Source organism: Paenibacillus sp. DMB20, from assembly GCF_000987955.1.
Taxonomy (GTDB): domain Bacteria; phylum Bacillota; class Bacilli; order Paenibacillales; family Paenibacillaceae; genus Paenibacillus_AQ.
The window spans coordinates 32,034-44,833 of sequence record NZ_LAZU01000056.1; the positions used below are offsets into that span (position 1 = coordinate 32,034).

A 12,800-nucleotide genomic window follows, 5' to 3' on the forward strand; every position below is an offset into this window, starting at 1 on the left:
GGTGATTTCCTTTCTTTTTTTTAATGGCGTGTGTCTTTAGGTAGAGTATAAACCCGATTTGTTAATGGATAATTAACTCGAACAGGAAGTTATTCACACATCCGTGTGACAAATGTCGCCGAAAACATAGATCAAATTTTAAATAATAAGGATAGCAATTAATATGTGGAAGTTTTGTGGAGGGGGCATGAAAATCGTGGCAGCCAGCCGTGAATCCGTGGAGCAAGATTATGTTATTGACCATGTGACGGATCTATTTCAATGCAGGGTCTTATGGTGCGAAGGACGTCCATGCCTGGAATATGACAGCCAGGAAGAACTGAACAGAATCTCGGAATACATAAAGGCAAATTTTGATATAGAGCTTTTTGATGTGTTTTTTACAGCCATTGAAAGCCTTCCGCCAGAAGAATTCTAGACATTAAAATGGTAGATTGGTTTAGAGGAGTATACCGATAGGCTGGTACGTTAGTGAAACGGATGTATGCTGAAGCTAATTATCATTTTTTGCTGTGCTGTTTAATAACTTGCACAAGGTCTCTAAAATTATAATGATGATTAACCATATCAACGGTTAGATCTTCCGCTGCCTTTTGATCCATGACGAAATGATATCCATTAAGCTTCAAGAAAATCACAAGAGCAGTAAAGGCGGTTCTCTTATTTGCATTTTGAAAGGGATGATTCTGTCCTAAGGATTGGAACAAAGCAGTGGCCTTCTCAAATAGGGAAGGATACGCGTCATCGCCAAATGCGGAAGATTGCGGCCGAAGAACCGCGGATTCTAACAAGCCCACATCCTTGACTCCTATATCTTCTCCTGGGCTATATTTCTGTATAACAGCGACATTAATTGCAACGACTTCTTGGACAGACAGGAATCGAATGCTCATATTAGCGATCCTTTAGACCTTTTAGTGTTTCATCGTATTTCTCCATAACATCCGAGAGGGTCTCAAGAAATTCAGTGCTTATCCCTGCAGGTAATGCTATCTTGTTGGCCTTGCGAATAATAATCTCTCCATCTGTTTCTTTTACCTCGATATTCACAGTATCACCAAGCTCGAGTCCGATTTTTTTTAAGGCTTCGGTCATTGTAATGCCGAGGCTATTTCCCAATTTTGTTACTTTACGCTCCATTTCGATCACCTTGGTCATAATTTTTTCTCCTTGTTATAATATTCAACTGTTATAACAATTATACATGCACTGAAGAGAAAAAAAAGATAGAAATAGGGGGGCTTCCACCGGTGACTTTGATATCCCCAAAGACTCCTCGAAATCGGCTTCTCCTTCAAGCCAGTCTCCCGGTCATTTATGCAGCTTGACTCTCCTGTTCTTACGCAAAGAGGCCCGCCTTGAAGAGATTTTTCTCCACAAGACAGGCCATCGTCAAACTTACAACCGTCCTGCCGCTTTGACTTTCACCAGCAAGGCGTTGCCCGGCAAGTACGCAATCGGAATATCCTCCGACAGCACGATCTGCACCGTATCGCGATCTGCGCCGGCCAGAACCGCTTGTTCAATCGCATGGTTCCGGGCATCTTCCTTGGCTTGGTCATAAGACATCTCATCCAGCGAATAGATCCGCTCGGTTTCTCCGCTGACTTCACCGAGGGCTGCGCCAATCGCATTCGCGGCATCGTAGTGATCCGGTCGCACGATCCGTGCCACGCCTTCAAGCTTATCTGCGACAAGGATGCTTCCGCCGCCGACGAGTACGACGTCAACCGGGTCGGCGCTTGTCTTCATGCGATCAATCGCATCCTCGATATCCCGCGTAATGATCTCATCCGCTCTGCGGCAGACCGATTCATCAAGCTCCTCGGTCTTGGCGCCTTCCCACTGGTATCGCCCAAGCTTTACCGCCACATCGGTTGCCGTAAGCGTATCGCCGCCAAAGATGCGGCCGCGCTTCAACAGACGCTATCCGGGCCGACCGTTACGCCCCGACGTACGCGCACAGGGCTCCGATCACTCCAAGAATCATCGAACCGGCGATGGTGGCCACTAGCGAGTCCGCCAGATTCATGCCATTGCCAAGCTGAGCCCCCAAAAACATGGCCGACAGATCGATCCCGATCGCGATCCAGACCAGCGACATGGACAGCCATCTTTTACGCATACTCGCAGGAACGGGCTCTCTTTCAAAATCTTGCGTTTTTAAATCATTACTCTTCGCTTGACTGAGTTCTGTCATTTTCCCCATCCCCTTGTTGATGAATCTTCTTGTTTGCGTCTATGAACGCGCGCCGTTCCAATACATCTCAAACGCATGGTTCAGCTTGCGCTCATATACTTCTTTGGAGGTGTAATAGAAATATTGCATGCTTAATCCGTCCATCAAGTTGAGAAAAGAGTCTACGAGAAGCTCCACGGGTTGTTCGCGAATAACGCCCTCTTTTATTCCTTGAACGATCAATTGTTCAATAGCCTTCGTCAATAGCTCGTCCGAATGGAGAAAAGCTTCATCGATCGTCTCCTTCAAGAAAGCGGGCGGAAAGATCACATACCGCAGCACGATTAAACTCGCTTCCGGACTCCGTTGGTAGAATTCATATTGCCTGGCCAGGATTCGATAGAGACTATCCTTAGCACTCAGCGCCTTTTGTTCCTCAGACGCTTCTTGAATGAACGAATTGTACGACTGCATCGCCTCGCGAAAGACCGTCATGAACAAATCCTCTTTGTTCTCGTAAAAGGCATAGATCGCCGGTCCTTGGCCAAGGGACAGTGATTCGATACGAAGCAAGTTCCAACTTGAATTTATGAAGAAAAAATATAGGCATTTAGAACAGTAACAAGAGCGGAACTCGATTCATATGTTGTCATGAGTACTAGGATTGGCGGATTTCACAGGTGCGATTGTTCCTTGATTATCTTGGCTTTGTTCTTCTTGCTAGTGCCAGTTTATGCTGCCAGTAATACTGTTTATCTAAAATGGAGGTAAGCGTATGAATAATTTCAAAAATGATCTACAGAAATTGAATGTTTCCAAGTTTAAGGCGGGTGAGATGACTCCTTGGAACGCTCAAAACGGGCAGTCGGCTCGACTGTGCTTCTTCTTCAGCTGTTTCAATTGCTTCAGATGCTCCAATTGCTTTAATTGTTTTAATTGTTTCAATTGTTTCAACTGTCACAACTGCCACAATTGCCACAACTGTCATAACTGTCACCACTGTCATCATTGCCACCGTGGAGGACGGTGAGGTCGTTTTTGCCGATAAGGCAATGTTTGTGTCCATTATTGCTAACTGCTCAACGGAAACAGTGGCTGCTTAATGGGAAGAGAAAAGCCCCTGTATCAATCTGAAGTGCACCCCCTAAATAGATTTTAGAAAAACCACGGTTAATCTAAACTCATTTTTAGGGGGTGTTTTACGTTGGCAACAAAGGACAAAAGTTCAAACGTTACAGTTATGAGGGACAAATAGCTGTACATAAGATTATTTGTGAAGTGCTGGGCAGATTGAGAACAGCTTACCGAGGAGAGGAATAGAATGACAAATTTGAACCCTTCGATGCGTCTTAAGGTGAAAAGGGATACGTTTTTTCTCCCTGATTCTGGCGGTGTGTATTTTCGAAACAATGTAAGCTCGTTCCGCATGGAAGGAGAGGCGATCGATCAGTGGATTGAAATGCTGATACCCATATTCAATGGGGAGCATAGTTTGGGGGACTTGACAGACGGATTGCCGGACCAACACCGGAACCAAGTATATGAAATCGCGGAAGTTTTATATCGTAATGGCTTTGTTCGGGATGTGGGCCAAGATGCACCGCATCAATTGCCGGAAGAGGTTCTTGAAAAGTATGCTTCTCAAATTGAATTTTTGGATCATTTCGGTGATTCGGGTGCATATCGATTTCAGTCTTACCGTCAAGCCAAAGTATTGGTCGTCGGTTCCGGTCCATTCTTGATCTCGGCGATTTCCGCGCTGCTCGAATCCGGATTGCCCAAGTTTAATGTACTGGTCTCGGGTTCGGATTCGACGGATCGGCAGCGGATGGCGGAACTTGCCGTATATGCCCGGAAAACGGACTCCGAGGTGGCCGTAGAGGAGGTTACCCTACATAAGGAGGGGGGAAGTTGTTGGCGGGAGGCTGTGAGGCCGTTTGATTCGATTTTGTTTGCGTCACGTGACGATGTCGAGGTGCTTCGAGCCCTTCATGCGGCCTGCAAGGAGGAGAAGAAGGTGTTTATTCCTGCTGTATGTTTGCAGCAGGTGGGTCTGGCGGGGCCGCTAGTGCATCCGGACTTTGAGGGATGCTGGGAGTCAGCGTGGCGTCGAATACACCAATCCGCAATTTCTAAAGACCCGCAATTGCACGCCTTTTCTTCCACGGCGGGAGCGATGTTGGCCAATGTGATCGTATTTGAATTATTTAAAAAGATTACGGGAGCGAACGATTCGGAACCGAGTAATCGTTTTTTTCTGTTGAATTTGGAGACTCTCGAAGGACAATGGCATTCGTTTATGCCTCATCCGCTTGTGACAGGATTTGGCGCACCTGAATTGATCCATGATTTCGATCTTCAGCTTGAACGGAGATTAAATAAAAGTGAGAACGGATTGATTCCTTACTTCAACCGGTTGACATCGGCGGAATCAGGGATTTTTCATGTTTGGGAGGAGGGGGATTTAAATCAGCTGCCGCTCTCCCAGTGTCGCGTCCAGGCAATCGATCCGCTATCGGAAGGACCGGCCGGGCTGCTGCCGGACATGATCTGTACCGATCTGACGCATGAGGGGGCGCGTCTGGAAGCGGGGCTGGCTGGGATTGAAGCCTATGTGTCGCGAATGGCCGATCTGTTCGTCCCGAAGCTCCCCTCCCATCAGAGAGTTGAAGGCAGCAGGATGGAAACACGGGAATTTATCGGCGTCGGAGCAGGAGAAACGGTTGCGGAGGGTATTTGCCGAGGGCTGCAAAGGTGCTTGGAGGAAGTGCTGGGCAAGCAGCAGGCGTGCCAGCTGCCTATTGTCTCTCGGGTACAGTTGCGTACGGTAGAAGATGAGCATTGCCTTTTTTATTTGCAGGCATTAACGACTATGAGGGAAGAGCCGATGATCGCTTTGGGAGAGGAAGTGTCCGGATTTCCCGTTGTATGGGTCGGCACGAGCGATGGCTGGTATGGAAATGTGGGCTTAAATGCGGCAATGGCCTTGCGGAGGGCATTACAGCAGGCTCTGCTGGCAGTACAAAACCAACCGGATTTCCTCAAATCGCAAGTTTTGGAGTTTTCGTCCGTTCATCTGGAAGAACAGGTGCCGCTAAGCCTTGATATCCCCGCCTATGAAGTAACCTCACAACCTGAGGTTTTGCAGTCGGCCTTGCAGGTTTTGAAGCAGAACAAGAAGAGGATCTTGGTCTTTGATCTGGCATTAGAACCGTTTTTGAAGGAGGAAGCGGTAGGGGTTTTTGGCGTGGTGCTGCGAGAGGAGGGATCTCGATGAGCACGATCATTGCGATTGTTGGAGAAGGGGTATTGGCGGATTGTGTGAGCGGAGAACTGTCAACCCAATTTGAGGTCGTTCGTCAGATCGATTTCGAGACAGGGGTGCCGGAAGCGGCGGATTTGGTTCTGGTACTGCACGATGCTTGGCATCCTTACGTTCATCAAAAGGCGGAAGAGGTTTTGCAGCCGGCCGGCATCCCTTGGCTTCGCGGTTTCGTTTCATTTGGTGAGGGCATGATCGGACCGCTGGTTCGACCGGGTACGCAAGGGTGCTCCCAGTGTGCGGACGCGCGGCGCCTCATGGCAGGACGCGAACGCAGGGAGATGCGGGAGCTGCAGCAGAGGCTGGTGACGCATGGGGGAATGCCGCGTGATGCATGGGCGTCGCGCACAGGACTTTTGCAAGCAGCTTATTTGCTGGCAGTAGAGGCGCGGAGGGTGTTACAAGGCAAACCGGTTCAAACGGAAGGGAGGGTGTTTTTAATCAACCTGAAGACGCTGGAGAGCACACTTCACCTTATTCTCCCTGACCCGCTGTGTCCGGTTTGTAGTCAATTGCCTGACGATTCATTGACGGCAGCCCATATTTCGCTCCAACCAAGTCCGAAGACGAGCATAGACAGTTACCGCTGCCGTCCGATGGATGAGCTGAGCAAAGTTCTGACCAAAGACTATCTGGATTACCGGACCGGTTTTTTGAATGGGAAAATGGTTGACTTTAAGTCGCCATTTGCCGATGTGAGCGTAAACCTGCCGTTGTTCACAGAGGACGTGGGAACGGCAGGTCGGACTCATTCCTATGCGGCGAGCGAGTTGACCGCCATATTGGAGGGGTTGGAACGGTATTGCGGTCTGGCACCGCGAAGCAAACGGACGGTAGTCCATGGCAGCTTCCACGATCTGAAAGATCAAGCGCTCGATCCCGTAAAAGTAGGGGTGCACACGGAGGAACAGTATGCTAAACCGGGGGTTCCGTTCACACCGTTTAATCCTGACCAAGCCATCGATTGGGTATGGGGCTATTCGTTTTTGGAAGAGCGTCCGATTCTGGTTCCGGAGCAGCTGGCCTATTACAGCATGGGTTGCAGGCACAGCTTTGTGTCTGAAACTTCCAACGGATGCGCGTTAGGCGGAAGTTTGGAGGAGGCTATTTTTTACGGCATATTGGAAGTGGTGGAGCGGGATTCGTTTCTGATGACTTGGTATGCGCAGCTGCCTCTCCCACGCCTTGACCTTGACTCCGCTAACGACCAAGAATTGCGGTTGATGATCGATCGTTTGAAGGCAGTGGCGGGGTTTGATGTGTTTTTCTTTAATTCGACGATGGAGAATGGGATTCCAAGCGTTTGGGGAGTGGCAAAAAACAGGAAGCAAACGGGATTGAATCTCATCTGTGCGGCCGGAGCCCATCCGGACCCGGTACGGGCCGTGAAAAGTGCGGTTCATGAGTTGGCCGCCATGGTGCAGGCGCTTGACGAGAAATTTGATGCGAACCGGGAGACGTATGTTCGAATGTTCCATGATTCATCCCTGGTGCAAGAGATGGAGGATCATTCACTGCTTTACGGATTGCCGCAAGCGCAGGAACGCTTGCAATTTCTGCTGGATGAAAACCGTCCGTTGCGAACGTTTGAAGAGGAATTCAAGCGGAAGGCAAGGCATGCCGATTTAACCGATGATCTGAAGGACATTCTTAAGGCATTCCGCCGACTGAATCTTGATGTGATCGTGGTGGATGTTACAGCGCCGGAAATCAAAAGAAATGGACTGCATTGCGTGAAAGTGCTGATCCCGGGCATGCTGCCGATGACGTTCGGACATCAATTTACCCGCCTGGCAGGGTTGGAGCGTGTGCTCCGGGTACCTGTGGAACTCGGGTACGCGAAGAAGCCGCTGACGCTAGAGCATCTTAATCCATACCCACATCCATTTCCATAGCATCAAAAATTGAAACGTGGCGTGGTTGACCGCCTTCGTTCATATAAGGAGAGACAAGGATGAGTCTGAAGTCGTTTCTGCATAATCTGCATTATGACATTGACAAGACCAAACCGCCGGATTTGGTGGTGGATTGGGAAGACGGACCGCTCGCATACAAGCTTTATCGCGGTCTGCCTGTGGTTCCGTTATCTCCGGAAATACCGCTGACGCTCGAAGACGTTGAAGCGCCGGTGAAGCCCGATCTTCGTCGAATGGGTCATTTTCTCTGGTACGTATTCGGGCTGACTCAATTGTCCCAGTCAGTCCTTGCCTCGAATTCCATGGTACAAACAATGGGGCTGCTGCAGCTGTACAGGAGGTTTGTTCCTTCCGGGGGAGCGTTATATCCGAATGAGTTATACGTATATTTGAAGATGGAGGATTTGCCTGCAGGGATATATCATTATGATGTGGCGCACCACCGTTTGGTGCTGCTGCGAGAAGGTGATTTCGATTCTTATTTAGCCAGGGCTCTTGGTAATCGCTGTGACGTGTCGGCTTGCTTTGGCGCTGTTTTTGTTTCGACCATGTTTTGGAAAAACTTCTTTAAATACAATAACTTTTCTTACCGTCTGCAAGGACTTGATGCGGGTGCGCTGATCGGGCAGCTCTTGGAAGTAGCGAAACGGTTTGGCTTTTCGTCGGGGGTGTATTTTCGGTTTCTTGATCGGGCCGTGAATGATCTTCTCGGGGTATCCGAACAAGAGGAGAGCGTGTATGCGGTTATTCCTTTGTCGGTGGAGCCTGCGAAATCTTGGTTTGCCAATAGGAATGAGGAAGAGGGGAATGTCTCCGCCACTGAATTATGCTCGGAGCTGCCGACGCTTCAGCATGATCATTACGTCCGGTCCCGGAGGGTCAAGGAATTTCCGATGTTAATCAAAATGAACGAAGCATCTCTATTGGAAACACTTCGGTCGATACCGCGAATCGGGGAAGAGAAGATCGTTCCTTTCGGTGATCAAACGGTACCACTCCCCCGCGCGAAACGGTTATTGTATGATCTGGCGTCAGTAAGCCGAAAGCGGTATTCTCCGGACAGTGATTTTATGATGAGCAAGGTAAGCCAAGAACAACTGGCCTTACTGTTGCAGGAGGCAATGGCTTCCTTCACCTATTGGAATGATTTGGATGAAGAACATGAGAACCTCGTTTCTCGCATCTCATTATACGTCTGTTTGTATAATATTGATGGTATTCCGGCAGGAGCTTACTATTATGACAGCGCTGCTCATGCGTTACGACCGGTACGTTATGGGGATTTTCGGCTTCAGCTGCAGCATGGGATGTCTTCCGATAATGTGAACCTGATCCAAGTACCGATATGTTTCCATATAGCAGGGGATAAGGATCATCTCACAGCAGCAATGGGGTATAGGGGATACCGAATCCAACAGATGGAAGCGGGGATGCTCGTTCAGCGTTTGCTGTTAGCAGCATCGGCTGTCGGGCTAGGGGGACATCCGCTCCTTGGATTCGATGCCAGACTATGTGATGAGATCTATAAGATGACTTCGCAAGGAATAACCAGCCTAATCCAAATCCCGGTAGGATCCTATCGTCACAGCCCCCGTTTAGCAGGAGGTTTACATGGCTAGAAGAGCATGGATAAAGATCGTGTGAATCATAAAAGCCAGCCGCGAGAAGTTTTTTTGATGTCATTGTAGATCCGGAAAAAATCCAAAACGGGAAGTCGGATCCGAAGATATTTCTGACGGCAGCCCAAATGCCCAACATCTCTCCCGGAGCTTGCGTTGGCATAGAAGACTCCGCGGCTGAAGAGAAGCGATCAATGATTCCGGCATGTATTCCATGTTGGCGATTCAAGCAGAGCCTGTCATGGACAGGCTCTGAAATCAATCATTTTTAACATGAGAACAGACTACTGCTTTCTTGTAAAAGAATATGCGCAATTGCTATATGCAATGATTTCTTTGATTTCTTTGTCTAGAATCCGATTTTCAAGCTCTCTCCCTCGACATAAACGCCTTCCGACCGGGTGATGGGCAGCTTTTGCTCTGCCGAAAAGCCGATCGTTTCTCCATCCCGCAAAGTAACGTTCTGTTCTACGACGTAACCGGCGATATCGATCAGAAAGTCGCGCAGCTCGGCAGGGGCGGCCTGGCTGTCCAGGACTTCGATTTCATCTTTGCCGAATGATTTAAGTCCGTAAGTATACCCGCTGATCCCGTTTTCGCTTCTGACGAGGCCAAAATGAACCAGATTCAGCAGTGGAAAGCTGTCATCGGGCTTCATGATTTCAGCCAATTCCAGAAAAAGTTGGGGCTGAAATACGGTGCCGGACATATAGATCCCTATGGCATTGGGAAGTTTCAAACAGCTTGCCGCCAGCTTCGTATACAGCCTGCCGCTATCCAGCGGGGAGCCTGAGCGGGTGAATACAGCCAGTATGATCTGGGCAACATGCGTTTTGACGACTTCCGCCGCTTCCGGCCAGAGATAATTTGCCTGCGCGTTATGTTCGGCCTCACCGTCAGGTATGGGAGCATCGACAAAGCTAACGGCTAACGTAAAACCGTCCACCTCGAAGACAAGGATTCCTTCCTTTTCCTCGCCGGCGTTCTGATCTTCTCCATCTTCCGTTGAGCAGGAGATGTTCCAGTCTTGCAGCAAGTTCTTCTTCACTTGATCCAGATCGCATTCGGGCGAGTTCAGCAGAACGAACCCGTTGAAAATGCCGGATGAATCGCCCTCAGGCTTCGTGTCGTCATTTGGCGCTTGTTCGGCTTCAATGGCTGCCGCTTGCTTCATCCAGTATTCGCGGATCATTTCTACCATGGCTATCGCTTCCTGCTCCGCAGTAGCAGGGTCATAAAGCTGCATCTCACTGAAGATATGGCCGCAATGCTCGGTGTCAGATGGGCTTTCATAGCCGCCGCAGACGCCAAGAAGCCATTTTCCGAGCATGGTTTTTTTGTACTTGAATATGTAGTAATGCATTTCGTGTAAATCGAATTCTCCTGCAATTTCGATTTTGCTGGGCTTACGGCCGAGTTCGCGCTCATCCGCCAGCCAGTCGATCATGGATTCCATGGCCGCATGTTGTTGGGCTGTCATTCATCTCTCTCCTTATATGAGGGTGTAATCCTATAATTGTATATTCTAACCGATCCGCCTCAAAAATAGGGAGGTTAATGGAAATCTTTTCATGACACTAGGCTGCGCAGCAATCGTGGAAACGATAAAAAATCCCGTTAAAGTAAACGCTGTGCTCTTTTACTTTAACGAGATGATATCTTGATGAGCGTCTTGTTCGTTCATTTTCCTCGACGGATATACGATTCTTGCTTTAATTGATCGTTTGGATAATACCTCCGGGATACGTTCGCGCCGGTCCTGCGTAGCCGCAATCTCGTTGATTGTCTCTGCGCTTTTACTTATTAACATGCTGGCATTTCCTATAAGAAAAACTCTATCGACGTGTTTTCCCAGAAGACAGACCGCATTTAGCTGAAGTTTTTCTTGCGATATAGAATTCCATCAGCTCCGCTGATAACTTATAAATTCTATATCTATAAATAAAAACGCCCCGCATGGAGGAGCGTTTTTATAACTGACCTGCAACCTATTGAAGCTTACATAATGAATGGGAGAGAAGGACCGTTTTTCAGAGGCTGTAATGCTGTTATTTCGTCAGTTTCGGCGTGTTTACAGGAACAGTTCTTGCTTTGGCGGCTTGCTCAAAGGAATAAGCAAGGTCCAGCAGTTTTTGCTCGGTGTATGCTGTTCCCAAGAACGAGATGCCCACGGGTACTCCCGCTTTCACGGTTCCTGCGGGCACGGTAACTTCAGGGAAACCTGTAGCTGATGCCACGTAACTTGCCGCATAGGTATCATATGCCTTGCAGACATAGGTAGGATCCTCTTTATCAAAACGATTCGAAGCAGGGCAGGACATCGTAGGGAAAACGATGGCGTCCAGCTTATTGTCCTTCATGATTTTCGTAATTTCCTTGCGGGTCTTCGGCATTTCCTGGTTAATGATGTTTTTGTATTCCTTGGAATTCAGGTCATCGGCTTTTGCCAAAGCGGTCTTCAGGCCTTCCAGACGTGCAGGGTTCATTGGCGTCGCCGAGTTCATTACTTCAGGAGATTCACTGATGTCGATCACTTCCTGCAGCGTTTTGGGTGCGTCGGAAGGAAGAAAGCTCAAATATTTTTCAAACTGGCTTTTGAATTCCGCATCGCCGACCGGCCCAAGAACCGGAGTCCACAGGTATTTGGATTGCTTGGAGAATGTGACAGGAACCACAACCGTTCCCATGCTTTTCATTTTGGAAATAGCTTTCTTCGTTATGGCATCTACTTCGGCATTATCACCGAAGAAATCAGTCGCAACGCCGATACGAGCATGCTTCAGCGAAGAAGCGTTCAGCTTTTTGCCGTAGTCTTGAACATGCTGCTTCGCGGCGTTCGTCGCTTTATCTTCTTTGTCTGTTCCAGCCATCGCGGAGAGGACTAAGCTTGCGTCCTTGACACTGCGTGCCAAAGGACCTGTTACGTCCAAGGAAAGGGCGGAAGGGACAACGCCGCTGCGGCTGGTCAATCCCAGCGTCGGTCTGATACCTACCAGGCCGGTAACATTGGCTGGACCTCTAACGGAACCGGAGGTATCCGTTCCAAGACCGAATACGGCAAAGTTGGCCGCTACGGCTGCAGCGCTGCCGCTGCTGGAACCGGAAGCATCGCGGTTCAGGTTGTAGGGGTTGAGCGTCAAACCGCCCATGGAGCTGTAGCCCAATCTGCCGTAGGAAGCGGCAAGCTCGGACATGTTTGTTTTGGCGATGACAATGGCGCCGGCATCCACAAGTTTCTGTACGGTGAACGAATTCTTGGTAGGATAGGCATTCTTCAGCGCTGCAGATCCGGCTGTCGTCGGCATGCCAACGACGTCAAAATTATCTTTTACGACAAAAGGAATACCATGAAGCTTGCTTCTTGGTCCTTTGGATTTACGCTCGGCATCGAGTGCCTGGGCTGATTCGAGGGCTTTGTCGTTTACCGTAATAATGGAATTGATAGCAGGGCCTTGTTTATCAAAGGCCTCTATGCGTTTCAGATAGTATTCCACCAGTTCTTCCGATGTAATTTGTTTGGCGTTCAAAGCATTTGCGATTTCATCGATGCTTTTTTCAAACGGATCAAACGTATTTTTTGCTGCTTCGGCATTTGTTTGATTCCACGGGAATACCGCGGCAACTAGCAAAATAGCTAGCAAAGCTTTGAAATTCAAAAATGTTTTGCTCACGTGCCTTACCTCCTGATGTCGTTATAGTTCATATTTCGCATTTTGTTTCTCTCCCCCTTAGTAGTATCGTAATTCCTCCCGAAAAAATGAATA

General features: G+C 48.7%; 12 protein-coding genes. 5 read left to right on the forward strand and 7 right to left on the reverse strand.

Annotated elements, in window-relative coordinates; all coding sequences use genetic code 11:
• The first annotated feature begins 187 nt into the window (after positions 1–187).
• Complete coding sequence (locus XI25_RS30610) at positions 188–418, forward strand: hypothetical protein (RefSeq protein WP_046681609.1); 231 nt, start codon at positions 188–190, stop codon at positions 416–418.
• Positions 419–500: 82 nt separating this feature from the next.
• Here the strand turns inward: XI25_RS30610 and XI25_RS30615 are convergent, their stop codons facing one another.
• The 5 genes from XI25_RS30615 to XI25_RS30635 all read right to left on the reverse strand — a co-directional run bounded on the left by XI25_RS30615 (position 501) and on the right by XI25_RS30635 (position 2,674).
• Positions 501–893: a type II toxin-antitoxin system death-on-curing family toxin gene (locus XI25_RS30615; protein WP_046681610.1), complete on the reverse strand. Its 393-nt coding sequence runs from the start codon at positions 891–893 to the stop codon at positions 501–503.
• A gap of 1 nt (position 894) precedes the next feature.
• Positions 895–1,158, reverse strand: coding sequence for an AbrB/MazE/SpoVT family DNA-binding domain-containing protein (locus tag XI25_RS30620; RefSeq protein WP_046681611.1), 264 nt, complete (start codon positions 1,156–1,158; stop codon positions 895–897).
• A 240-nt stretch (positions 1,159–1,398) separates the two neighbouring features.
• On the reverse strand, positions 1,399–1,920 hold the full coding sequence (locus XI25_RS30625; protein ID WP_052759811.1) for a hypothetical protein: 522 nt from the start codon (positions 1,918–1,920) through the stop codon (positions 1,399–1,401).
• Positions 1,921–1,942: 22 nt separating this feature from the next.
• On the reverse strand, positions 1,943–2,200 hold the full coding sequence (locus XI25_RS30630; RefSeq protein ID WP_046681612.1) for a hypothetical protein: 258 nt from the start codon (positions 2,198–2,200) through the stop codon (positions 1,943–1,945).
• A 39-nt stretch (positions 2,201–2,239) separates the two neighbouring features.
• Entirely contained in the window at positions 2,240–2,674 is a 435-nt protein-coding gene (locus XI25_RS30635; RefSeq protein WP_052759812.1) for a hypothetical protein, read from the reverse strand.
• A 340-nt stretch (positions 2,675–3,014) separates the two neighbouring features.
• Between XI25_RS30635 and XI25_RS37145 the strand changes: the two genes are divergently transcribed.
• The 4 genes from XI25_RS37145 (at position 3,015) to XI25_RS30655 (ending at position 9,036) form a co-directional block, all read left to right on the forward strand.
• Complete coding sequence (locus XI25_RS37145; RefSeq protein WP_442950448.1) at positions 3,015–3,209, forward strand: hypothetical protein; 195 nt, start codon at positions 3,015–3,017, stop codon at positions 3,207–3,209.
• A 291-nt stretch (positions 3,210–3,500) separates the two neighbouring features.
• A complete protein-coding gene (locus XI25_RS30645) occupies positions 3,501–5,456 on the forward strand; it encodes a putative thiazole-containing bacteriocin maturation protein (protein ID WP_046681615.1) in 1,956 nt (651 codons plus the stop codon).
• Positions 5,453–7,396 carry a TOMM precursor leader peptide-binding protein gene (locus XI25_RS30650; RefSeq protein WP_046681616.1) on the forward strand — a complete coding sequence of 648 codons (1,944 nt, stop codon included), beginning with the start codon at positions 5,453–5,455 and terminating at the stop codon, positions 7,394–7,396. The genes XI25_RS30645 and XI25_RS30650 overlap by 4 nt, the downstream gene beginning before the upstream one ends.
• Positions 7,397–7,455: 59 nt before the next feature.
• Positions 7,456–9,036: a SagB family peptide dehydrogenase gene (locus XI25_RS30655; protein ID WP_046681617.1), complete on the forward strand. Its 1,581-nt coding sequence runs from the start codon at positions 7,456–7,458 to the stop codon at positions 9,034–9,036.
• 349 nt (positions 9,037–9,385) lie between these two features.
• Here XI25_RS30655 and XI25_RS30660 read toward each other — a convergent pair whose 3' ends face one another.
• Both XI25_RS30660 and XI25_RS30665 read right to left on the reverse strand, forming a co-directional pair.
• On the reverse strand, positions 9,386–10,516 hold the full coding sequence (locus XI25_RS30660; protein ID WP_046681618.1) for a DUF4261 domain-containing protein: 1,131 nt from the start codon (positions 10,514–10,516) through the stop codon (positions 9,386–9,388).
• A gap of 568 nt (positions 10,517–11,084) precedes the next feature.
• Complete coding sequence (locus XI25_RS30665; protein WP_052759814.1) at positions 11,085–12,707, reverse strand: amidase family protein; 1,623 nt, start codon at positions 12,705–12,707, stop codon at positions 11,085–11,087.
• Between the last annotated feature and the right edge of the window lie 93 nt (positions 12,708–12,800).